The organism is Flavobacterium yafengii, assembly GCF_030010375.1.
In the GTDB taxonomy this organism is placed as follows: Bacteria; Bacteroidota; Bacteroidia; order Flavobacteriales; family Flavobacteriaceae; genus Flavobacterium; species Flavobacterium yafengii.
This window is the reverse complement of record NZ_JASCRY010000001.1, coordinates 482,129-506,471: the sequence shown is the minus strand read 5'-3', so window position 1 is coordinate 506,471 and position 24,343 is coordinate 482,129. Positions and strand designations below refer to the sequence as shown.

Below are 24,343 nucleotides of genomic sequence, written 5' to 3'. Positions count from 1 at the left end.
AATCTAAAGTGTTTCACGTGGAACATTTAGTATTGGTTTAAAAATAGGTTTATAATGTTTCACGTGGAACAAAATATAGATTTCAAAATTACAATCCCGTACAAGGATTAAATTATAAAAGAAGATGTTTCTAAATGAATATGATGTAATCGTTGTGGGTGCAGGGCATGCTGGTTCAGAAGCTGCTGCAGCTGCTGCAAATCTGGGTTCGAAAACCTTATTGGTGACAATGAGTTTGCAGAATATTGCCCAGATGTCATGCAACCCAGCGATGGGCGGAATTGCCAAAGGACAAATTGTGCGTGAGATCGATGCGCTTGGTGGATACTCGGGAATTGTTTCGGACAGAACTGCAATCCAGTTCAAGATGCTGAACAAATCAAAAGGTCCTGCAATGTGGTCGCCGCGTGTTCAAAGTGACCGCATGCGTTTTGCCGAGGAGTGGAGAATGATGTTGGAAGGAACTCCAAATCTTGATTTCTATCAAGAGATGGTGAAAGGTTTGATTATTGAAAACGGAAAAATAAAAGGAATCCGTACTTCGCTTGGAGTAGAGATTCGCTCTAAATCGGTTGTGTTGACCAATGGAACTTTCCTGAATGGTTTGATTCATATTGGCGAAAAGCAATTCGGTGGTGGAAGAGCAGGCGAGAGTGCTGCGTATGGAATTACCGAAGATTTAGTTGCTGCTGGTTTTCAATCAGGACGAATGAAAACCGGAACGCCTCCAAGAGTTGATGGACGTTCTTTGGATTATTCGAAAATGAACGAAGAAAAAGGAGATGCTAAACCGGATAAGTTTTCCTACTCGGATGTGACGTCGTCGCTGATTCATCAAAAATCGTGTCATATGACGTATACGTCTCTTGAGGTTCATGATATTTTGAGAGAAGGTTTTGATCGTTCGCCAATGTTTAACGGAAGAATAAAAAGTCTTGGGCCAAGATATTGTCCGTCGATTGAAGATAAAATTAATCGTTTTGCAGATAAGGAAAGACACCAGTTGTTTGTGGAGCCAGAAGGATGGAATACGTGCGAGGTCTATGTAAATGGTTTTTCAACGTCGCTTCCTGAAGATATTCAATTCAAAGCGTTGAGTTCTGTTGCGGGATTTGAGAAGGTGAAATTCTTTCGTCCGGGTTATGCAATCGAATATGATTATTTCCCGCCGACACAATTGAAACATACTTTGGAAACAAAACTTGTTGAAGGTTTGTATTTCGCCGGACAAATAAACGGAACTACAGGATATGAAGAAGCGGCTTCTCAAGGATTGATGGCTGGAATAAATGCGCATTTAAAAGTGCATTTAAAAGCACCATTAATTTTAAAAAGAGACGAAGCCTACATCGGAGTTTTAATTGATGATTTAATTACCAAAGGAACTGAAGAGCCTTACAGAATGTTTACGTCTCGTGCGGAATACAGAACGTTGTTGCGTCAGGATAATGCCGATTTCAGATTGACGCCAATGTCACATGAAATAGGTTTGGCTTCAGAAGCGCGTTTGCGCAGAATGGAACACAAATTAAATGAATCTGAAAAAATGGTCGCTTTCTTCAAAGAAACGAGCGTTTCGGTTGCGGAAGCAAATCCTATTTTAGAATCAAAAGATACGGCTCTGATTACGCAAGGAGATAAAATGTTCAAAGTGTTTTCTCGTCCGCAGATTGATTTGGATGACATGATGAAATTTGAGAAGGTAGTTGCTTATGTTGCAGAAAACGATTTGGATCAAGAAATTTTGGAGCAAGCTGAAATCCAAGTGAAGTATTCTGGTTATATCGAAAAGGAAAGAAATAATGCAGATAAACTGCTTCGATTGGAAGACGTGAAAATTCCTGAGAATTTCGACTATGAAAAAATCAAATCGATGTCAATTGAAGCCAAGCAAAAATTAAGCAAGATTCGTCCAGTAACTATTTCTCAAGCATCAAGAATCAGTGGTGTTTCACCAAGTGATGTTTCGGTGTTGTTAATTTACATGGGACGGTAGGGATTGTAGATTTTTGATTGCAGATTTACCAAAGTTCTGAAATCAGAAATCGTTAATCTTTATTCTTAAATCAATTTGTTCCACGTGAAACTACGTTGTGAAGCCTTGCTATAATTGATGAATGACAAAAATAAATAATTTAGCCCTGAAAGTATCCGTTGGTGTTTTCAGGGTTTAGTTTAAAATTAAAATATAAAAGCACTATTAATTGATGGACATTTCAAACCAAGAGCCTTTTTTAACCGTTAAAGATTATTCTGTTTCTCAGGAAATTTTCGATTTATATCATGATGAAAAATTGGACATGTTGATTACGACTCCGCAACCCAGTTTAGAAAATTTAGGAAAGTATTACGAAAGCGTGGATTATATTTCGCACACGGATAGCAAAAGGTCTTTATTTGAAAAAGCATATCATTTTGTAAAAACCATTGCGCTTAAAAACAAATTGAATTTAATCAATTCACTGCAATCGAATAAAGGAAGCATTTTAGATATTGGTGCCGGAACAGGAGATTTTTTATTTGTGGCTAAAGAAAACGGTTGGCACACGATAGGTGTGGAGCCAAGTGAAAAAGCAAAAGCGATTGCAAAAAAGAAAGGCGTTTCATTTGTTGGGGAAACCAGCGAATTAGACAATCATTCTTTTGATGTGATTTCGATGTGGCATGTTTTGGAACACGTTCCAAATTTGGAAAACCAAATCAAAGAATTGAAACGATTATTAAAACCTAACGGAACTTTAATTATTGCCGTTCCAAATTTCAAATCTTTCGACGCAAAACATTACGGAAAGTTTTGGGCTGCTTATGACGTGCCGATTCATTTTTGGCATTTCTCTAAAACGGCTATAAAAATGCTTTTCGAAAAAGAAGAAATGAAATTGGTAAAAGTACTTCCTATGAAATTCGACTCTTTTTACGTGAGCTTACTTTCGGAAAAATACAAAACCGGAAAAATGAATTATATAAAAGCCTTTTTTGTCGGATTGCAATCGAATTGGGAAGCCAAGAAGAATTTCGAGTATTCGTCACACATTTACATCTTAAAAAACAACTAAAAATCATTTTAAGCGCATTTAAGCGCATTTTTTGATGAAATCGAGGGTGATTGTCAAATTTTTAAACTAATCCCTTTTCTTAAAAGATATGAAGCTCGTTTTTAATAGTCGTAAATTATATATTCATTAATCACAATAAGAAAATCTTATAGCATAAAAAAGTAGCATTTTTTAAACTTTATGTCAATGCTATCTATTTTTTTATATTTTTGTCACCAATATTTAAAAATTAGAAATTAACCAAAATGAAAAAAGCATTAGTAATTATCGCACTTTCAATTTCACTTGTTGCTTGTAATAAACCTGCAGAAGTTAAGGAAGTAAAAACAGCTTACGTAGACACTTCTGAATTAATGAAAGAATATACAGAGGCAAAAGACCTTGAAGCAAAATATAAATCAAAAGCAGAAGAAAAAGGAAGACAATTAGAAGCTCAAATTGCAAGATTCAAGCAAGAAGCAGCAAGTTTTCAATCTCAAGCACAAGCAAACGGTCAAGCTTGGGCACAACAAAAAGGTGCTGAATTACAAAAAAGAGAGCAACAATTGGGTTACGCGCAACAAGCGTTGTCTCAAGAATTGCAACAAGAAAGCGGAAAAGAAATGGATTCTTTAGTAAGCGGAGTGAAAAAATTCATCAAAGCATACGGTAAAGAAAAAGGATACGCATACATCTACGGTACAGGTGACGCGGCTTCAATTCTATATGCTGAAGACAAATTTGATATCACAAAAGAAATCATCAAAGCCTTGAACGACAAATACAAAGCACCTGCTAAAACAGAAGAAAAAGTAGAAGCTAAAAAATAATTTTTTTATATTAATTCAAAAAATTGCCTTCGTCTACCCTTAGATTGAAGGCATTTTTTTTGAAGCTATTTCCCGCTATCCGCTAGAATCGCTCGTTTAGAAAGTGTTTTTTCTTACCCATAAAAGGAGCTTCCGTTGGTCGCTCTTTTTCGGCCAGAAAAAAATCACTTTCTAAATTTCGAGGATTTCCGCTACTATCGGGGCTAAAAAACATTGGAATTATTAACATAAAATGTTTTCCAAAATTAAAATAGTATTCCTAATTTTCAATACTTTAGCTTTATATATACACGCCTAATGCAAACCATTTCAGAAGCCGCCGCTTATACCTTACGATTCATCAATCAAACGCATCGATCCGTTTTCCTAACCGGGAAAGCAGGAACGGGAAAAACTACTCTTTTACGGGAAATTATCCAAACTACGCACAAGAATACTGTAGTTGTGGCACCAACGGGAATTGCCGCGCTAAATGCTGGCGGTGTAACGATTCACTCTATGTTTCAGTTGCCGTTTGGAGGATTTATTCCGGATAATTCATCGCCTCAATTTTCTGAAAGCACCAAATTTGAAACCAAAGCTACGTTGCGCAGGCATTTCAAAATGAGCGGTTTGAAGAAATCGGTGATTCGCAATATGGAATTGTTGATTATCGATGAAGTCAGTATGCTTCGTGCGGATTTGCTGGATGCTATGGATTATATGATGCAAACCGTCCGAAAAAAAAACAGTGCTTTTGGTGGCGTCCAAGTCTTGTATATTGGCGATTTATTGCAGTTACCACCGGTAATTCGGGATGAAGAATGGCGTACGCTGAAAACATATTACAAAGGAAAATTCTTTTTCCATTCGCATGTTGTACAGCAAAATCCGCCTTTATACATTGAATTGTCCAAGATTTTTCGCCAGACTGATGATACGTTTATTTCGGTTTTGAATAATCTGCGCAACAACCAGATTTCGCAGCAAGACATTCAAACTTTAAATCAATATGTAAAACCCGATTTTGATTTAAAAGCGAATAAAGGGTACATCACATTAACCACGCACAATAACAAAGCCGATACGATGAATGCGCAGGCTTTGGAAGATCTGGAAGGAAAGTTGGTCGTTTATAAACCCGAAATAACGGGAGATTTTCCGGACAAGATATTTCCCGTGGAACAACAACTGCAGTTGAAAGTGGGCGCGCAAATCATGTTTGTAAAAAACGATTTGTCCTTTGATAAACACTACTTCAATGGAAAAATGGGCGTTATCAAATCGCTTTCGAGCCAGGAAATCCTGGTTCATTTTCCGGAAGAAAACAAAACCATAGAAGTCGAAAAATATGAATGGCAAAATATTCGCTACAAAGTAGACGAAACCACCAAAGAAATTGAAGAAGAGGTTTTAGGGACTTTTGTGCATTATCCCATCAAATTAGCGTGGGCGATTACGGTTCATAAAAGCCAGGGATTGACATTTGATAAAGCTGCGCTTGATGTTTCGCAAGTTTTTCTTCCCGGACAAGCATATGTCGCGTTATCGCGTTTACGCTCGTTAGAAGGGCTTATTTTGCTTTCTCCGCTGCGCATGAACGGTATTTCAAACGATCAGGATGTGATGGATTATTCGTTAAACAAAGCTTCGGATTCGTTTTTAGAGAATGCATTGCATTTTGAAACCAAAAATTTCATCCATAACTATCTGATAAACACGTTCGATTGGAGTGATTTGGCTCAGGAATGGCGCAATCATAAATTCAGTTACAACGAAAAATCAGAAATATCAGAAAAATCCAAGCATGCCGTTTGGGCCAAAAAACAAACGGAAGTTATTGAAAAGCTTTTGGATCCATCCAAAAAATTTATATCGCAATTGAATAAACTTTTTGGTCAGGAAACAGTCGATATGAATCATGTTTCAGAACGCATTCAAGCCGCTTTCAGTTATTTCCTAAAACCAATGGACGAATTGGTTTTTGAAATCCTTTGGAAAATTGAAGAAGTAAAACGCATCAAAAAAGTAAAAGCGTTTTACGATGAATTAATCGTGCTGGAAGAGTTGCAAACCAAAGCCGTTTTGCGCTTAATGAAGGCCAAATTATTGATAGAAACCGTTGTTGCAGGAGAAACCATTTCTAAAGAGAAATTGACCTCCTCAGAAATAAAAAAATACATCAGCCGAAAAACGGAAGCCATACAAAATCAATTCAAGGAAGTGAATATCACGCTGATTGAAGACGAAAAAGACGTGGAACGTTATACTTCGAAAAAATCAAAAACAGCAACGCCTAAAAAATCAACGGTTCAGGAAACCTATGAATTGTGGGTGGAAAAGAAATCAATTGCGGATATTGCGACAATCAGAGTGTTGACGAAACAAACCATTTACTCGCATTTTGTAAAACTGATACAAACTAAAGCGGTATCCATTTCGGAAGTTTTACCGGAGGATAAAATGCAGGATTTGGCAGCTGCTTTTGCGGGATACAAAGAAGAATCGCTGAATACTTTGATGGAAAAACACGGTCATAAATTTTCCTGGGAAGAAGCGAGGATGTACAAAGCGAGTTTGAATTAAAAACAACAAAATGCTAAAACTAAAAAACCCTATTCGGTAAGAATAGGGTTTTTGTTTTTATAGTGATTGAATCAATATCCAAGCCTCTGGATTGTGCTTTTCATTAATTTCTTTTTTTGCTTTTTCTGCTTCAGAAAATGTGGCGTAACTGCCATATAAAACCGGAAAATAACCGTTTCTGTTAGGAGCGATGCGTTTGGCATCATATCCTAAGCGATTTAAAATTCGCAACGTTTTATCTGCATTTTTTTCTTCTCTGTACACTCCGGCCATAATGTGATACGGCATTTTTATTTCCTTGGCCGATTTTACGGAAAGTGTAACAGCCGGAACCGGACTTTCGATGAAGAAAGTGGCTTGCTGAATTTTATTTTGAACTTGTTTTTGAACGGCAGTTTCAACAAGAATTGTTTCTGAGGCAATTTGGTTTTGGTACATTGGATAACCCACACTTCCTGCAAGTCCTAATCCTAATACAAAAACAGCAGCGTATTTTAAATATGGATTTGCTGTTCTTGTTTCTTCAGGAACCATTGTGATAGTAGCTTTTTCTTCAATAGCTTCTACTTCTTTCTCGAAGATTTCTCTTTTTACAAGTGGTGAAACAAAAGGAGCCAACCCAAAAGAACTGGTTAAATAATTCGTTTGATCGTAAGGCGTGAAAACTATATTTTTATCTGCGTTCAAACGAAGATCACCCACATTTTTTATAGAAAAAAGTTGGTTTTCTTCTAATGCTTTTTTCCAAGTAAAAACTTCATATTGAATCGCGCTTACGGCATATTCATAAGAAGTTTTTTCTGCTAAAGCAATATGATTGGCTAATAAACCATCATTGTTTTTTAGATTAGCATTGAAAGCAATCATTTTTTTGGGTGGAGAAAATGAATTTGTACTTTCGTTTAGTTTAGCCGATTGAATTTCGGTCAAAAAAGCTCCGAAACCAGGAACGGTAACACATTGATAACGGTATAAAAGCTGCGCGATGTATAGTTCGATTTTCATACTTACAAAGTTATACAACCAAAATAGTTATCAAAATTTTATTCACAATTTTTATTAACAATCCGCATAAAAATTTATACATTTCACTCTCAAATAATTAGCATGAAAGAGCAGGATTTATTTTATTTATTGGCATTGCAAAGAATAGAAGGCGTGGGCGACATAATGGCCAAAAAACTGCTGACTCATTTTGGAACTGCGGAAGCCGTTTTTAATACTAAGGCATCGCAACTTGCTGCTATTGATGGAGTAGGATCTGTTTTGTTAAAAAATTTAAAGGATAAATCGGTTTTCGAAAAAGCAACTCAGGAATTGGAGTTTATAGAAGCAAATGAAATCAACGCGGTTTATTTTCAGGACGAAGACTATCCAGAACGGTTGAAACATTGTATTGACGGACCCCTTTTATTATTTACTTCGGGAAATATCAATTTAAAAAATCGAAAAATAATCAGCATTGTAGGAACACGCCAAATTACTTCATACGGAACTGAATTTTGCAGAAAACTTATAGAAGATTTGGCTCCGCTCGATCCAATAATAGTTAGTGGTTTTGCCTATGGCGTCGATATTGTGGCACACCAACTGGCAATGGAAAACAATTTGCAGACGATAGGTGTTGTGGCGCATGGTTTGAACCAAATTTACCCGAAAACCCATAAAAAATACGTCGGCAAAGTAGAACAAAACGGTGGTTTTATGACCGAGTTTTGGAGTTCATCCAATCCAGATAAGGAAAATTTCGTTAGAAGAAATAGAATTGTTGCGGGAATGTCAGAAGCTACAATCGTTATTGAATCAGCAGATAGAGGCGGATCGTTAATCACGGCAAATATGGCCAATGATTACAATCGTGATGTTTTTGCGGTTCCAGGACGTGTTACGGATAAGTTCAGCCAGGGTTGCAACAACCTAATAAAAACTCAAAAAGCAAATGTCTTGACGAGTGCTGCGGATTTGATTTATATTTTGAATTGGGATATTCATAAGGAATCTAAACCCGTACAGAAACAATTGTTTGTAAGCTTAGAGGAAGACGAACAAAAAGTATATGATTACCTCCTTAAAACCGGAAAAGAACTGATGGATATTATTGCCTTGCGCTGTGATTTTCCTATTTATAAAATCTCAGGAATGCTATTGAATATGGAATTGAAAGGCGTGATTCGGCCTTTGCCAGGGAAATTGTTTGAGGCGATATGATTGTAACATATAAGTCATATAAGCTTTTGAAAATAATGATATAGTAACTAAAAAAAACTTACATGACTTATTTTAAAAAATTGATTGTTATATCTCAAATCCTAATTTTTCTCTAACTCTTGCTAGAACTCCATTAGCAACAACTGCTGCTTTTTTGGCTCCTTTCTTGAGTAAAGCATCTACTTCAGGAAGGTTATTGATGTAGTAATTGTATTTTTCTCTTTCGGTTTTGAAAGTTTCTGTAATCAATTCAAATAACGCTTGTTTGGCGTGACCGTAACCGTAATTTCCACCAATGTAATTGGCTTTCATCGCAGCGATTTGTTCTTCGGTTGCTAATAAAGAATAAATAGCAAATGCATTACAAGTTTCAGGATTTTTTGGGTCTTCCAGCGGCGTGCTATCCGTTTCAATACTCATCACTTGTTTGCGAAGTGTTTTATCGTCCAAAAATATATTGATAATATTATTGGCTGATTTACTCATTTTTCCGCCGTTAGTTCCTGGAATCAACATGCTGTCTTCTTGAATTTTGGCTTCGGGAAGTACGAATGTTTCTCCCATTTGGTGGTTGAAACGGGACGCTACATCACGAGTGATTTCAACGTGTTGCAATTGGTCTTTCCCTACGGGAACGAATTCTGCATCGTATAATAAAATATCGGCAGCCATTAACATTGGATACGAAAACAAACCAGCGTTTACATCTTCCAGTCTGTCGGCTTTGTCTTTGAAAGAATGTGCTAATGTCAAGCGTTGAAAAGGAAAAAAACAACTCAAATACCACGATAGTTCCGCTGTTTGTGGTACATCCGATTGTCTGTAGAAAACTACTTTGTCCACATTCAAACCACAAGCAAGCCAAGCTGCAGCGGTACTGTAGGTATTGGTTCGTAATGTTTCACCGTTTTTTATTTGTGTAATCGAGTGTAAATCAGCAATGAAAAGAAAGGATTCGTTTTCAGGTTTATTTGATAATGCTATTGCGGGAATGATTGCGCCAAGTAAGTTTCCTAAATGCGGTGTTCCTGTACTTTGAACGCCTGTAAGTATTTTTGCCATTATTTCTTTTTTCTTAACCGCAAAGTTCGCAAAGTTTTTTATTTTTTACCGCAAATTCGCAAATTATAAAAATCAACTTGTTTGAAATTGCATCAGCAAATTTTCTTTTAACCATATAAGTCATTTAAGTCAATAAAACGTTGATGATTAAAAGAACGAGTTATAATTGAGGCATTAACTTAAAAACGTAGATGACTTATATGTTAAAAAACGCAAGAATATTTTTTGAGCATCATAACGTCTGATTTCTTACTTTTGAACTCATGAGAGGATTAAAAATTATTTTTTGGGCGCTATGGCGCGTATGGTTTTATATTTTGATGGCCATTCCCATATTGGTGATGTTTCCTTTTTTGGTATTGTCTATTTTAACAGAAAGCGGCTATCCTTATTTTTTTAAGATGGCTCGTATTTGGGCAAAATTTATTCTTTTCGGGATGGGTTTTTATTATAAAATAGACAAAAGTCAGGAAATGAAATACCAAAAAAGTTATATGATAGTTGCCAATCATACTTCCATGGCCGATATTATGCTGATGCTTGCCCTTACTAGAAATCCGTTTGTTTTTGTGGGTAAAAAAGAACTTTCAAAAATTCCTTTGTTTGGATTTTTCTATAAAAGAACCTGTATTTTAGTGGACAGAAGTTCTTCAAAAAGCAGAATGGAAGTCTTTAATCGCGCTCAAAAAAGAATTAATCAAGGATTGAGTATTTGTATTTTTCCCGAAGGCGGCGTTCCAGACGACGAATCGGTTTTGTTGGATACTTTCAAAGACGGTGCTTTCCGCTTGGCGATTGAACATGAAATCCCTATTGTTCCCATTACTTTTGCCGATAACAAGAAGAGATTCTCCTATACTTTTTTTAGCGGAAGCCCAGGAATTATGCGTGTAAAAATGCATTCACATGTAGAAACTTTGGGCAAAACTGGCGTTGACCGCAAAGAAATTCGCGAAGAGGTACGCGAAATAATATACAATCAACTAATAGCTTTCGATTCTGATCCAATTAAAAGCTATAGCTAATACCAGAATACAATCCTATAAATAACGGTTTAAAGTCACCCGAGTTGTTCGAAAATGTATTCAATTGATATTTAACCATCGGCTCCACATTAATTTGGAATGATTTTATAATCTGGTACTTAAATCCTAAACCCACATTAGTACTGAAATGAACTTGATTCAAGTTTTTTGCTTCTCCTAATTTCACATTGGTTTCAGATGAAACTAACGATATTTTATTCTGGCTGAGAAACAAAGTACTTACGCCTCCAATAACGTTGATTCCAAATTTTTTATCCAAAACAGCATAGGAAACTTCCAAAGGAACTTCATAATAGCCCATTTTTTGATTGATGGCGCCTGTATTGGTTTTTTGTAGGTCTTTTTCGAAAGTGATTAAGCCGTTCAAAGCAGATTGATTTTTAATCTCAATTAATGCATTTGAAGAATAATTGATATTTACCAGATTATTGTTCGCCAAACCTGTCGAATAAACTACGTTATTCGTGTTGTATCCTAACGAGAGTTTGTTAATTCCGCTTCGTAAGGCTATTTTTTTAGAAACAGCATAATTTACCCCAATACCAAAACTTAAGCTGTTATCGCCCGTTTTTTGATTTTCTGAAAATTGAGGGTCAATGGCAGAACCGCCTGAATTTGAATTCAGATACACAGCCGCGATGTTTGGCGTAATTTGCCACTTGTTTTTTTGATTAAGAACCACAACTTCTTTTTCTTCTCCTTTTTTCTTTTTAAGGATTTCTTCTAATTCGTTTGGGATTTCAGTAGGACTTGAGGGCTCTTTTTTAGGATCTATTGCGGCAATTATAGCGTTTTCACCCACTTTTAAGACATTTTTTGCAGGTGTTTGATTTTGTGGAATATTTTCAAACGGGTTTTTGGTTTTTGCGTTGTTTTTTTCAGCAATAACAGCCGTAGATTTTAGGTTGTCAGTATATGCTGTTGTTTGTTTTAGCGGTGAATTATTTTTTTGGAAATAAACAACAGAACCGTTCTGATTCTTCTCTTTGTTCGAATTGATTTTAAATCTATCAGAAGATATAATTTCTTTTTCATTTGTTTTCCCTGTTTTACTTTTGTTAACTACGACCTGAGGAATTGTTTTCACTTCTAAAGGATTAGACTCTTTTTTTGTTTTATCAAGAGTAGAATCCTTTCCATTAAACGAATTTTTTAAAACTTTCGTGTCTAGAACGACACCATTTTTTATTTCAACAGTATTGTTTAAAACGGTGTTCAATGCAAAAAAACCTAAAAGGAAAGCAGCCGCAATCCCAGAAGATTTTATCCAAAACGGAATTACTTTTCTGTCCTTTTCTTTTTCTTTTAAAGAGGCCTGAATATTTATCCAAACCTGTTTACTTGGCTCTGTTTCAAAATCTTTGAATCGCTCTTGAAACAATCGGTCTATATTTTTTTTATCGTTCATTTTGCCAATGAATTTATTTTAATTTTTGTGTAATGATCAATTTTTTCTTTCAAAATCCCTCTTGCTCTGGCAAGATTTGACTTTGTGGTCCCGGTACTGATTTTAAGCATCTCGGAAACTTCTTTATGAGAATATCCATCAAGTACATAGAGACTAAAAACTAATCTATACTGGTCTGGTAACTCTTGAATGATTTGCATTAGATACTCGATAGAAATATTTTCATCTTCAATTTCGACTTCTTCCTCAGGAATATTGTCGTTTATAACTTCCATATATCTAACGCCTCTGAATTTTTGAAGGGCATTGTTAATTAATATTCTCTTTGCCCATCCTTCAAAAGAACCTTTAAAATTATACTGCTCAATTTTATCAAAAATGATCAAAAACCCATCTTGTAGATTGTCTTCGGCATCTGCATAATCAGTGGAGTATTTTAAACACACCCCAAAGAATTTTTTAGAAAACAATTGGTACAATTGCTCTTGTGCCTTGGGGCAGTTTTTTTTACATTGATTAATTATTTGATCTAATACCACAGTTTTTTCGGTCATTAATTAATCACTGGAATTTCAACTTCTTCAAATATATTTTGACCATTGGCGTCCTCACCTTTATAAAATTTAAAAATATAGGAACCGGTATTGGTTACATAAAAATTGAAAGAAACCTCAATGGGCTCGGTAGTTAAAGGTGTGCAATTTGGACTTTCAAGAACGCTAGTTTGTATACCAATTGTTCTTACGTTTAAATTCTTATCGTAATAGATTCCTTGAAAAGAGTGGCAATCTGAAGGTTTTTTGTACTTCAATTTTATTTCATAGGTTTGCCCTAAAGTGAAAGATTGAGGCACTGTGTAACTGTCTACAGGAAGTACTTCATAGCTGTAATTTGGTTGATCATCGTCAATACTACAGCCCGTCAGGGTCAATAAAAAAAGGGTGAGTAAAACAATTTTTTTCATCTTTACTAATTTAAAAGTTAATACTATTCCGTCAGTTTAAAAGTTTTTATTAACGGTTTTCTTAATAGATGAAATTTTTTTAAAAGGTTGCGTTATAAATTAAAAAAACCCGATATTCTCGGGTTTTAGTTTTTATGCTGCTAATTCTTTTATTCTTGCTTTGATTTTTTCTTCAAGTTCATCCGCTAATTCCGGATTGTCTTTTATTAATGACTTAACAGCATCACGACCTTGTCCTAATTTGGTTTCACCATAACTGAACCAAGATCCCGCTTTTTTGATGATTTCAAATTCTACTGCAAGATCTAAAATTTCTCCTGTTTTTGAAATTCCTTCACCATACATGATGTCAAATTCAGCAATTTTAAATGGTGGAGCTACCTTGTTTTTCACCACTTTTACTTTGGTTCTGTTTCCAAGGACGTTATCGCCATCTTTAATTTGTGTGGAACGACGGATGTCTAAACGAACCGAAGCGTAAAACTTCAATGCATTTCCTCCAGTTGTTGTTTCTGGATTTCCAAACATTACACCAATTTTCTCTCTTAATTGGTTAATAAAGAAAACAGTACAATTTGTTTTACTGATGGTCCCTGTTAATTTACGCAACGCCTGAGACATTAAACGAGCGTGAAGACCCATTTTAGAATCTCCCATTTCTCCTTCAATTTCACTTTTTGGAGTCAAAGCGGCAACCGAGTCAATTACTACAATGTCAATTGCTCCTGAACGAATTAAGTTCTCGGCAATTTCTAACGCTTGTTCCCCGTTGTCTGGTTGCGATATGATTAAGTTTTCGATATCTACACCTAGTTTTTCTGCATAATTTCTATCGAAAGCGTGTTCTGCATCAATAAAAGCAGCAATTCCTCCCGCTTTTTGAGCTTCGGCAATAGCATGAAGTGTTAAGGTTGTTTTTCCAGAAGATTCCGGACCGTATATTTCAATAATTCTACCTCTTGGGTACCCACCAACGCCTAATGCTAAATCGATTCCTAAAGATCCTGATGAGATAGTTTCCACTTCTTCAATGGCTTTATCTCCCATTTTCATCACCGTTCCTTTTCCGTACGTTTTGTCAAGTTTGTCAAGCGTAAGTTGTAGCGCTTTTAATTTGGATTCTTTCTCTGTACTCATCTTCTCTTTTACCTTTTCTTTCATCTATTTGTATTATTTTATAACTCTAAGAAACTAACATAATGACTAATTATCCTGAAAATTTCATTTGTGTGCGAACATTTATTTTCGTAAAAATACTTCTTTTTTTAATGTAAATTTTCTCTTTCAAGAATATTTTAAATCTAATTTTCAATAAAAAACAAGTTGATTATTTGTGTTATAGGAACAAGGCCTTCAATTCAGTAGCTTCATGAGGATTTAATTTTCCTGCTAAAACTAGACTTAGTTGTTTGCGTCTCAATGCGGCATCAAAACGTTGTTTTTCCAGCTCAGTTTCCGGAACTATTTGTGGCACTTCAACCGGTCTTCCGGTATCATCAACCGCAACAAAAGTATAAATTGCTTCGTTGGCTTTGGTTTTGTTGCCAGATTCTCTGTCTTCTACCCAAATATCAATAAAAATTTCCATAGAACTTTTAAACGATCTTGAAACTTTTGCTTCAACAGTAACAACACTCCCCAGCGGAATGGCTCTGTTAAAGGCAACGTGATTTACCGAAGCTGTAACTACAATTCTTCTGGAGTGTCTACGTGCCGCTATACTCGCAGCGCGATCCATACGAGCCAATAATTCGCCACCAAAAAGATTATTCAAAGGATTAGTCTCACTTGGTAAAACCAAATCAGTTAATATAGTAAGGGATTCTGAAGGATGTTTTGGAGTCATGTTTTTTATGTAAAAGGAAATTGTTGTTTTTAAATAATAGTATGGTTTTAGTTTAACCAATAAACTGCTAATATTGCAGGGATAAAATAGATAACAATTGTTCTCGCACCATCATAATCTTTGGCTAATCGCTGTCCGAAAAGCAACATCAATAAAGTGATACAAGAGAAAACCGCTCCATAAAAACCGAATATTCTGCCATTATTTACGAATAATTCAATGCAACCCACTACGCATAAAATACCAGAAATTAATTCTAATATTAAAATGTTAAGCAATGCTAACGGCACATGGTTTTTTAATGGAGTTTTGGCAAAATGACCTTTCAGCCAGTCGACATTATCTTTCCAATAAAACAGTTTGTCGTAACCAGATTGCAGGAAAGTAATGGCCAGAAAAATTAAAATTAAAATCGAAGTAATGTTGTTCATTTTTTTATTTTTTGTGAATTAAACGGGTAAGTTTTATAGATAAATCGGTTAAAATAATTTTTGCGTTTCCGTTGCGTTCAATGTGATACATAGCATCCGAAAGTTCTTTGAAAATATCATTTATGTTGTTGCCATTCACGAAAGGGGCAAAATTCTCCAATTTGAATTTTTCCACTTTTGGCTCTATGTAAACTAAACTTGCGGTTTGATAATTCAACAACAAGGCCTGACGGAACATATCGATACAAAAATGTAAAAATTTCTTTTGAGTTTCTCTTCCTAAACCGGCAATTTGCTCACTCCATTGAATCAAATCCTGAATAGCCGCTGCGTTTCCTTTGGCTCTAAAAGCAGCTCGAACCCAATCAACAAACCATTTTTCGAAAAAAACCGATTCGCTGTCCGGTTGTAATAATTGCAATGCTTTGTTATAATTTCCTTGTGCCTGATGCGCTATTTTTAAAGCTTCTTTAGGCTCCGTGTTCTCTCTTGAAACTAAGGCTTCGGAAATTACGGTTTCACTTAATCCGTTAAAATGCAAGACTTGGCATCGGGAACGAATGGTTTGAATGATATCTTCTTCATTTTCTGAAATCAGGATAAAAACCGTTCTGTCCGTAGGTTCTTCGAGTAGTTTCAATAATTTATTAGAAGCGGCAATATTCAATTTATCGGCCATCCAAATGATCATTACTTTGTATCCGCCTTCGTACGATTTTAATGCCAGGGATTTCAATATTTCCTGCGCATCATCAACTCTTATTTCGCCTTGTTTATTTTTAACACCTAACATTTGGTACCAATCAAATAGACTTCCGTACGGGTTTTGGTTCAAAAACTCTCGCCATTCCGCAATAAAATCGATGCTTTTGGGTTTTGTTTTTACATCTTCGGTACTCACGGTTGGGTATATAAAATGCAAATCCGGATGTGAAGTTTTCTGGAATTTTATATTGCACGCTTCATTTGAACCTGAATTTTCTGAGTTTTGATTGCTGCAGATAATGTATTGGGCGTAAGCAATTGCCATAGGCAAAGTGCCACTCCCTTCAGGACCAATGAATAATTGTGCATGAGGAATTCTACCCAAATCAGCACTTTTTGTCAAATGACTTTTAATGTGTTCTTGTCCTAAAATTTCTGAAAATTGCATAAAGCAAAGATAGAAGAAAATGGTTTAGTCTAAAATTTTCGGATGCAAAGTTTCAGTATAAGCAAGTTTCAAAATGATGCAAATACCGACTATATTTTTAAAATTTAATTTAACTTTTTTGGAATTAAAAACATTTAAAGTATTAAAAAAACGCATTATTTATTAATTTACATCGATTTCGTTGCTTAAAATTTATTTTATGTTGTTTTTGCTAATTTATTAATAATTTAAAAGTTCTATATTTGTTATTCTTTCAAAAAAAATAAACTAAAAAACATACCTAATGAAAACTTTAAATGACTTTGATTTTGCAACTAAAAAAGCAATAATACGTGTTGATTTTAATGTGCCTTTGGACGAAAATTTCAATGTAACAGATGCCACTCGTATTGAAGCGGCAAAACCTACAATTGATGCTATTCTTGCTCAAGGCGGAAGTGTAATTTTGATGTCACATTTAGGCAGACCAAAAGGTGTCGAAGAAAAATATTCATTGAAACACATCTTGAAAATAACTTCAGAAGTGCTTGGAGTACCAGTTCAGTTTGTTTCAAATTGCATTGGTTCAGAAGCTGCAACTGCTTCAGAAAAATTGCAAGCAGGAGAAGTTTTATTATTAGAAAATCTACGTTTTCATGACGAAGAAGAAGCTGGAGATCTTGCTTTTGCAAAAGAATTAGCGTCACTTGGCGATATTTATGTAAACGACGCTTTTGGAACGGCACACAGAGCACACGCTTCAACTACAATTATCGCTCAGTTTTTTCCAACTGAAAAATGTTTCGGATTATTATTGGCTAAAGAAATCGAAAGCTTGAACAAAGTTTTGAAAAACAGTGAAAAACCAGTAACAGCAGTTCTTGGTGGATCTAAAGTTTCTTCTAAAATTACCGTTATCGAGAATATTCTTGACAAAGTTGACCACATGATTATTGGTGGAGGAATGACATTTACTTTTGTAAAAGCATTGGGAGGTAAAATTGGAGATTCTATTTGTGAAGATGACAAACAAGAATTGGCATTGGAAATCTTGAGATTGGCTAAGGAAAAAGGAGTTCAAATTCACATTCCGGTTGATGTTGTAGCAGCAAATGCTTTTTCAAATACTGCCGATACTCAAATAGTTGACGTAAAAGAAATTCCTGATGGATGGCAAGGACTTGATGCAGGACCAAAATCTTTGGAAAACTTCAAAAAAGTAATTATGGATTCTAAAACTATCCTTTGGAATGGACCATTAGGGGTTTTTGAAATGGAAAGTTTTGCTAACGGAACAATTGCTTTGGGTAACTTCATTGCTGAATCTACTGCAAACGGAGCATTTTCACTTGTTGGAGGAGGAGATTCTGTAGCTGCAGTAAAACAATTTGGTTTGGAAGACAAAATGAGTTACGTATCCACAGGTGGTGGTGCCATGCTAGAAATGCTTGAAGGTAGAATATTGCCAGGAATAGCAGCTATTCTTGACTAATATTGTATTGCTAAATAAATATAAACCGGTTTGATTTGTAATGATTTCAAATTAAAAACCGGTAACAAAATTCAATAAAAACCTTAGCGATAGTATTTATCGCTGAGGTTTTTTTGCGTTAAATTTCAAGAATTGATTTTTTAAAGGGTTTTTTGCTTCAAAAACCAGTGAAAATTCTTTACAAATGAACGAAAGATTGCATTTTTAACAATATTTATAGAATTTTTTAGTTTAAACCTGTTAAGTTTGTAAAAACAAGCTTTGTAATCATTTGAAATATAGGTCTTTGATCGTAAAAATATGAATATAAAAAATACCACCCTATCGTTTTTTCTATTAGCATCCGTGCATTTATTTTCGCAAGAAACAGTTGTAAATAAAGACGTTGTAAGAGTAGAAACAAAATTATCCTATTTAGATTCTATCAAGAAAACCTTCATAAAAGATGACTTAGCATCTTGTGTGGACAGTTTGTGGATGAAAGAATTAACAAACTTAGATTTATACAACAACTTATCAGAGGATATTAAGAACATTAATATTGACCAAATAGTGGATTATGAATTGCCCACTGCCCTTTTGAAAGAAAGATTAGCGGCAATGGATGCCAAATCCCCTTTCAATATTGAGTACAATCAAGGTCTGGAAAACATCATTAAATCATTTCTAAAAAACAGAAAGAAATCTTTTGAGCGCTTGATGGGCACATCAGAATATTATTTTCCGCTTTTTGAAGAAGCTTTGGCGAAACAAAATGTTCCTTTGGAGATAAAATATTTGGCGATTGTAGAATCGGCTTTAAATCCAAAAGCAGTTTCTAAAATGGGGGCTACAGGACTTTGGCAGTTTATGTATCAAACTGGAAAACAATATGGGTTGAAAATTGATTCGTATGTGGATGAACGCAGCGATCCTTTGAAAGCCAGTGAAGCTGCAGCGCAATACATGACAAATATGTATAAAATATTTGGCGATTGGGATTTAGTTTTGGCCTCTTATAATTCTGGTCCGGGTAATGTTGCAAAAGCCATTAGACGTTCTGGAGGACAACAAAACTATTGGAACATCAGAAAAAATCTTCCTAAAGAAACACAAGGATATGTACCCGCTTTTCTTGCTACAATGTACATTTATGAATACCACAAAGAGCACGGAATTGTTCCCAACAGAGCCTCAGTAAAGCATTTTGAGACCGATACTATTATGATTAAGAAACAGATGACGTTCAGGCAAATATCTGATTTGTTGGATGTTTCGGTGGCGCAATTGCAGGTTTTGAACCCGTCCTATAAGCTAAATGTGATTCCGTTTTATCATGATAAAAATCATTATTTGAGATTGCCACAAGAAAAAATAGCCGTTTTCGCGTCTAATGAAGACCAAATTTACGCCTATACTCAATATGAATCAGACAAACGCGAAAAGCCATTTCAGATAGAAAAGGCAATAGTTGCTAAGGATACTGCTAGTTCCATTCAAAAAATTGCGGGATCCCAAACAACGTATTATAAAGTAAAACGCGGGGATAATCTGAGTGTAATTGCCCGTAAATATGATGTTGATGTTGCGGATTTAAAAAAATGGAATAAACTTAGAAGCAATGCCTTGGCTTATGGTAAAAGTTTAAAAATAATGATGGGTCAAACAGATGTGGCAACCGTTATAAAAGCGCCAAAAATAGATCCGGTTCCTTCGGCAATAATTTCGAACAATCAAAGAATAGTTGCTTCTGAAATGAAAGCCAATAAGGAAGAAAAAACGAAAAAAATAGCACAATCAGAAGCGATAGCATCTACTGCAACAGCATTTTATGTGGTTCAAAAAGGAGATAATTTAGGAAGCATTGCTAATAAATATGATGTTACAGTTGCCGAAATCCAAGAATGGAACCACCTTTCAAATAATTATGTACAATTAGGAGCTTCATTGCAAGTTGTAAAAAAAGCGTTAGAAAGCAAAGATGAACTAGCTTCAGGCGCAGCACGAAAAGACATTGAATATGTTGTGCTGCAAGGAGATAATTTAGGGAATGTCGCTAAGAAATTTGGAGCTTCATTAGCAGATTTAAAACAATGGAATAATTTACCGAATAATTCGATTGGCGTAGGAGCCACTTTAATTGTTGCTAAAGACGAATTAGTTATTAATACGAATAAAGCAACGGTAAGCTCTTTTAAGAAAAAAACGAATATCGCCGAATCCTCTAAGAAAGAAGCGATTGATTACTATGTGAAAAAAGGAGATTCCTTGTATAGTATTTCTAAAAAATATCCAGGAGTGACCATTTCGGACTTAAAAAAATGGAACGGTATTCGCAGTGAAGAACTCAAGCCTGGAATGAAGTTAAAAATAAACGGATAATACGATAAACTTCTATAAATTTGGGTTTTATTTTATAATTGAATAATATGAATAAAGCCCATTTTTTATTTCTTCTGATTTCTTTGATGTTGTTTTCCTGTAAAAAGGAAAATGAATCTTTGCCGCGAAAAACATCGGGAAAAATCAATACTATTTCAGTTATTATTGATGATCAGTTATGGAATGGTGATGTAGGAGACAGCATTCGAAACAAGTTTGCCTCGCCAGTAATTGGATTGCCACAGGAAGAACCGCTGTTCAACATAAATCAATATCCAATTAAGCTTTTGGAAGGTTTTATGACGGATACCAGAGCAATTATTGTGGTTAAGAAAGGCGAAATAAACAAATTTGAGATTGTTAAAAACCAATATGCATCTCCTCAGAATGTATTTCATATTTCCGGTAAAACAAGTGCGGATATTATAGCAAGCATTGAAAAAAATGCACCTAAAATGATTCAGCTGATCAAGCAGGCAGAAATCGCCGAAAGTCAGAAAATTAATAGTCAATCCCATATTGACCCTAAGGTAATTTCGAATAAATTCCATATCACATTGCAGGTTCCTTCCGGTTACGCATATGTGCTTCACAAAAGTAATTTTATGTGGTTAAAAAAGGAAATTATTGGAGGAAACACGAGTCTTTTAATTTATCAAGTTCCTTTAAACACAATTAAAAAAGACGCGAATTTAATTTCGAGTATTATAAAAATGCGAGATTCTATCGGAAAATTATACATCAGCGGAACCGAGCCTGATACTAATATGACTACGGAAGAGGCGTATGCGCCGTACCTTTTCAAGATTACTCTTGATGATAAAGAAACCTTTGAGACAAAGGGAACTTGGGAGTTAAATAATGATTTTATGTCGGGGCCTTTTATCAATTATGCCATCATCGATGAGGAATACAATCGAGTTTTGGTTTTAGAAGGTTTTTGTTACGCGCCATCCAAAGAAAAACGTGATCTCATGCATGAACTGGAATCTATTATAAAATCAGTAAATGTATTGAAAAGATAATCTTATTTTCTTTTATTTGTACGATACAAAAAACATAAAAAAAGGCACAATGTTACAATGGAAAATTAAGGCGTTTGACGCACTAACGGTTCACGAACTATACGATTTGTTGCAATTAAGAAGTGAGATCTTCGTAGTGGAGCAAAATTGCGTTTATCTTGATCTTGACGGCAAAGATAAAGTAGCGTTACACCTTATAGGCGAATTTGAAGGTGAAATAGTGGCTCATTCCAGATTATTCAAACCCGGAATCAGTTTTGATAATGCTTCTATCGGAAGGGTAACTGTTGATGCGAATTATCGCGACAGAAAATGGGGACATGACTTAATGCGAGAATCAATTGCCGGAATCGCTTTGCATTTTGGCGAAAGCAAGATCACTATTGGAGCACAGTTATACCTAAAAAAATTCTACGAAAACCATGGATTTGTGCAAACCAGCGAAATGTATCTGGAAGATGATATTCCGCATATTGAGATGAAAAGAGAGTAATTAAATTTTCACAATAAGAAATTCGACTCTTCGGTCTAGTTCTTCTCCTAAACCCGTAGGAAATTTGTTTCCGCATCCTATATATTTCATCCTAAGGCTGTTTATACCTTTAGATATCAGGTATTTGTATACACTTTTGGCTCGATTCAAAGAAAGTTTTCTTTCGCGACTGTCTTTATCGATGGCATCCTCGTAATAGCTTGGAGTGCAACATACGTGTCCTTTAATTTCGAATTGTATGTTTTTTTGTTTTTGTAAAATTTTTGAAATTTTGTCCAATTCCAGTTTGGATTGTTCCGTTAATTTGCTGCTTCCCAAAGGAAATAGAATATTATCTAAGTAGACTCGATCACCAACTTTATGATTGTCCTGAAAAGAGTTATAAATTCCTTTTCCAAAACTATTTTTCTTTACCAGAAACAAGTCAACACGTCTGTTTTTAGAACGGGTTTCGTTTAAATTCTCAAAAGGATCATTTGTTAAAACCACCCGACCTTTCCCTTCGATAATAACAATTTTGTTTTTATTAAAACCATTAGAAGTCAGGATATCTCGAACGGTTTTTACCCTGTTGTCAGATAATTTATAATTGTAATCATTATCGCCTCTATCGTCACAATAGCCATAAATCTGTATGGATTCGACTTTAGTAGTATCTACTCTTTTTATAAAATTGACTATAGTTTGAACTTGGTCATTATAAAGATTGTATTTATCAAATTCAAAATATACGGTTTCTGCGGTTTTAATTTGAGCGGTTAAATAACTGAAAAAAAGCAAAAAGATGAGACTAAATAAGTTCTTCATTATATTTTTAAAATAGTCTTATACTCGGAGTTATTGTTCAAAATACTAACCGATTTCTTAATTTCGGAGTTATTTTTTATATAATATTGATACAATCCTTCTTGATATTGATAGCGTTTAATAATTTCATCCAAAATCAGATTTTTAATTTCTTTTTGGTTTTTATCCAATAAAGCATTCTCACTTTTCTGAAGCGCAGTAAGTAATTGTTGGTATTCTGTGATTATGGATTCGTCTATTTTTTCTTTTTTGGCTACAGCCAAAGTGTTTTTCAGTGCCAACTCCGTTTCGGTATCAAAAGAGAATTTTTGAACTTTTAAATACTGTTTAAAATCCAAGAAATCAGCATCAGTAACGGTAGGAATACGATTTCCTAAATCGGGATTTTTATAATAATAACTGGTTACGTAATTAAAAATTCCATCATTTTTTATCAAAGCATCCGTTATTGGACTTGATTTTGCTTCTTCCAGTTCCACATCCGGCTGAATCCCACCACCATCATAAACGGTTCTCCCTTTTCGGGTTTTAAAAGCATTGTAGTTTTTCTCTTCGGTCTTTATGGCTTTCCCATTTGTATCTTTTCGGGTGTAATCCAAAGCTTGAATGCATCTTCCTGACGGCGTGTAATAACGTGAAATGGTTACTTTTAGTTGTGTTCCGTACGTTAAATCCACCGGTCTTTGTACCAATCCTTTTCCAAAACTACGGCTTCCTACGACCACAGCGCGATCTAAATCCTGCAAAGCGCCAGCCACAATTTCTGATGCCGAAGCACTTCTGCCGTTCACAATAATAATCAAAGGAATTTCAGTATCTACAGGATCTTTACTCGTTTTATAGGTACTGTTGTGTTTTTCTATTTTTGATTTTGTAGTAACAATAATTTCATTTTTTGGAACAAATAAATTACAGATATTCACGGCTTCATTCAAAAGTCCACCGGGATTGTCTCTTAAATCCAATATAATTCTTTCCGCACCGTCTTTTTTTAATTGTTCCAATGCTTCTTTGGTTTCGAATGCCGCTTTTTTATTAAAATGAGACAATACAATATATCCGGTTTTGTCGTCGATTTTTGCAAAAAAGGGAACCGATTTGATTTCGACTTCATCAAGGACAATTTGAGTGGTGCTCATTTTTCCTTGTCGGATGTATTTGATGTCGATTTTGGTGTTTTTCGCACCTTTAAAAAGCTGTGAAGCATCTTCTTTGAAATCAGATAATAATACATCGCCTATTTGAGTAATTTCGTCACCCGCTTTAAGACCGGCTTTATCCGCAGGGAAGTTTTTATAGGCTTCCTTGACTATCAATTTATCTTCTTTTCGAGTCAATAAAGCGCCTATTCCCGTATATTCTCCAGTGTTATTTATCTTGAATCGCACCACATCTTGTTCGTTGAAATAAACAGTGTAAGGATCTAAATTAGCTAACATTCCTTTGATGGCTTTATCCATTAATTCACCGGGATTGGTTTCATCGACATAATTTCGGTTCAATTCCTTGAAAAGGGTTGTGAATATCTCGATTTGCTTTGCGATTTCAAAAAAATCGTCTTTGAAACTAGCACCAATGAACAGAAATGCCGAAGCGACAACGGGGAGTATGAATTTTTTTTTGAAGAAAGAATACATT

The 24,343-nt window shown here is 35.0% G+C and carries 22 protein-coding genes; 10 read left to right on the top strand and 12 right to left on the bottom strand.

The window, feature by feature from the left end:
- Window positions 1-124 precede the first annotated feature (124 nt).
- The 3 genes from mnmG to QLS97_RS02165 all read left to right on the top strand — a co-directional run bounded on the left by mnmG (window position 125) and on the right by QLS97_RS02165 (window position 3,865).
- Entirely contained in the window at window positions 125-1,996 is a 1,872-nt protein-coding gene (mnmG, locus tag QLS97_RS02175; protein WP_282714038.1) for a tRNA uridine-5-carboxymethylaminomethyl(34) synthesis enzyme MnmG, read from the top strand.
- A 211-nt stretch (window positions 1,997-2,207) separates the two neighbouring features.
- The gene (locus tag QLS97_RS02170; protein WP_282714037.1) at window positions 2,208-3,056 is read left to right on the top strand and encodes a class I SAM-dependent methyltransferase; all 849 of its coding nucleotides are present in this window, start codon (window positions 2,208-2,210) and stop codon (window positions 3,054-3,056) included.
- Window positions 3,057-3,301: 245 nt separating this feature from the next.
- Window positions 3,302-3,865, top strand: coding sequence for an OmpH/Skp family outer membrane protein (locus QLS97_RS02165; protein WP_282714036.1), 564 nt, complete (start codon window positions 3,302-3,304; stop codon window positions 3,863-3,865).
- An 82-nt stretch (window positions 3,866-3,947) separates the two neighbouring features.
- On the opposite strand, the gene QLS97_RS02160 is transcribed toward QLS97_RS02165, so the two are convergent.
- On the bottom strand, window positions 3,948-4,094 hold the full coding sequence (locus QLS97_RS02160) for a hypothetical protein (RefSeq protein WP_282714035.1): 147 nt from the start codon (window positions 4,092-4,094) through the stop codon (window positions 3,948-3,950).
- A gap of 68 nt (window positions 4,095-4,162) precedes the next feature.
- On the opposite strand from QLS97_RS02160, the gene QLS97_RS02155 reads away from it, so the two are divergent.
- The gene (locus tag QLS97_RS02155; RefSeq protein ID WP_282714034.1) at window positions 4,163-6,430 is read left to right on the top strand and encodes a helix-turn-helix domain-containing protein; all 2,268 of its coding nucleotides are present in this window, start codon (window positions 4,163-4,165) and stop codon (window positions 6,428-6,430) included.
- 57 nt (window positions 6,431-6,487) lie between these two features.
- Here QLS97_RS02155 and QLS97_RS02150 read toward each other — a convergent pair whose 3' ends face one another.
- Window positions 6,488-7,435, bottom strand: coding sequence for an HU domain-containing protein (locus tag QLS97_RS02150; RefSeq protein WP_282714033.1), 948 nt, complete (start codon window positions 7,433-7,435; stop codon window positions 6,488-6,490).
- Between the two features lie 102 nt (window positions 7,436-7,537).
- Here QLS97_RS02150 and dprA point away from each other — a divergent pair, with 102 nt between their 5' ends.
- Window positions 7,538-8,638 (top strand): DNA-processing protein DprA, encoded by a 1,101-nt coding sequence (gene dprA / locus QLS97_RS02145; RefSeq protein ID WP_282714031.1) that lies wholly within the window; start codon window positions 7,538-7,540, stop codon window positions 8,636-8,638.
- An 87-nt stretch (window positions 8,639-8,725) separates the two neighbouring features.
- Here dprA and trpS read toward each other — a convergent pair whose 3' ends face one another.
- Complete coding sequence (gene trpS / locus QLS97_RS02140; protein WP_282714030.1) at window positions 8,726-9,700, bottom strand: tryptophan--tRNA ligase; 975 nt, start codon at window positions 9,698-9,700, stop codon at window positions 8,726-8,728.
- A gap of 263 nt (window positions 9,701-9,963) precedes the next feature.
- Between trpS and QLS97_RS02135 the strand changes: the two genes are divergently transcribed.
- Window positions 9,964-10,725, top strand: coding sequence for a lysophospholipid acyltransferase family protein (locus QLS97_RS02135; protein ID WP_282714029.1), 762 nt, complete (start codon window positions 9,964-9,966; stop codon window positions 10,723-10,725).
- Here QLS97_RS02135 and QLS97_RS02130 read toward each other — a convergent pair.
- The 7 genes from QLS97_RS02130 to QLS97_RS02100 form a co-directional block, all read right to left on the bottom strand.
- On the bottom strand, window positions 10,709-12,154 hold the full coding sequence (locus QLS97_RS02130) for a hypothetical protein (protein WP_282714028.1): 1,446 nt from the start codon (window positions 12,152-12,154) through the stop codon (window positions 10,709-10,711). The two genes, QLS97_RS02135 and QLS97_RS02130, sit on opposite strands and share 17 nt — an antisense overlap.
- Entirely contained in the window at window positions 12,151-12,693 is a 543-nt protein-coding gene (locus tag QLS97_RS02125; protein ID WP_282715524.1) for an RNA polymerase sigma factor, read from the bottom strand. The genes QLS97_RS02130 and QLS97_RS02125 overlap by 4 nt, the downstream gene beginning before the upstream one ends.
- Window positions 12,694-12,707: 14 nt before the next feature.
- Entirely contained in the window at window positions 12,708-13,118 is a 411-nt protein-coding gene (locus tag QLS97_RS02120; protein WP_282714027.1) for a lipoprotein, read from the bottom strand.
- Window positions 13,119-13,250: 132 nt separating this feature from the next.
- Window positions 13,251-14,255, bottom strand: coding sequence for a recombinase RecA (gene recA / locus QLS97_RS02115; protein ID WP_282715523.1), 1,005 nt, complete (start codon window positions 14,253-14,255; stop codon window positions 13,251-13,253).
- A gap of 199 nt (window positions 14,256-14,454) precedes the next feature.
- Window positions 14,455-14,964, bottom strand: a complete 510-nt coding sequence (locus QLS97_RS02110; protein WP_282714026.1) for an acyl-CoA thioesterase — start codon at window positions 14,962-14,964, stop codon at window positions 14,455-14,457.
- Window positions 14,965-15,011: 47 nt separating this feature from the next.
- Entirely contained in the window at window positions 15,012-15,395 is a 384-nt protein-coding gene (locus QLS97_RS02105) for a DoxX family membrane protein (RefSeq protein WP_091166490.1), read from the bottom strand.
- A gap of 4 nt (window positions 15,396-15,399) precedes the next feature.
- Window positions 15,400-16,548, bottom strand: a complete 1,149-nt coding sequence (locus tag QLS97_RS02100; protein ID WP_282714025.1) for a DNA polymerase III subunit — start codon at window positions 16,546-16,548, stop codon at window positions 15,400-15,402.
- A gap of 283 nt (window positions 16,549-16,831) precedes the next feature.
- On the opposite strand from QLS97_RS02100, the gene QLS97_RS02095 reads away from it, so the two are divergent.
- The 4 genes from QLS97_RS02095 (at window position 16,832) to QLS97_RS02080 (ending at window position 21,898) form a co-directional block, all read left to right on the top strand.
- A complete protein-coding gene (locus QLS97_RS02095) occupies window positions 16,832-18,019 on the top strand; it encodes a phosphoglycerate kinase (RefSeq protein ID WP_282714024.1) in 1,188 nt (395 codons plus the stop codon).
- Window positions 18,020-18,319: 300 nt separating this feature from the next.
- Window positions 18,320-20,380 (top strand): LysM peptidoglycan-binding domain-containing protein, encoded by a 2,061-nt coding sequence (locus tag QLS97_RS02090; RefSeq protein WP_282714023.1) that lies wholly within the window; start codon window positions 18,320-18,322, stop codon window positions 20,378-20,380.
- 47 nt (window positions 20,381-20,427) lie between these two features.
- Entirely contained in the window at window positions 20,428-21,405 is a 978-nt protein-coding gene (locus tag QLS97_RS02085; RefSeq protein WP_282714022.1) for a DUF4837 family protein, read from the top strand.
- Between the two features lie 49 nt (window positions 21,406-21,454).
- Window positions 21,455-21,898 (top strand): GNAT family N-acetyltransferase, encoded by a 444-nt coding sequence (locus QLS97_RS02080; protein ID WP_282714021.1) that lies wholly within the window; start codon window positions 21,455-21,457, stop codon window positions 21,896-21,898.
- Here the strand turns inward: QLS97_RS02080 and QLS97_RS02075 are convergent, their stop codons facing one another.
- Complete coding sequence (locus tag QLS97_RS02075; protein WP_282714020.1) at window positions 21,899-22,705, bottom strand: OmpA family protein; 807 nt, start codon at window positions 22,703-22,705, stop codon at window positions 21,899-21,901.
- Window positions 22,705-24,342, bottom strand: coding sequence for a S41 family peptidase (locus QLS97_RS02070; RefSeq protein ID WP_282714019.1), 1,638 nt, complete (start codon window positions 24,340-24,342; stop codon window positions 22,705-22,707). Before QLS97_RS02070 ends, QLS97_RS02075 begins: the two co-directional genes overlap by 1 nt.
- Window position 24,343: the final 1 nt, after the last annotated feature.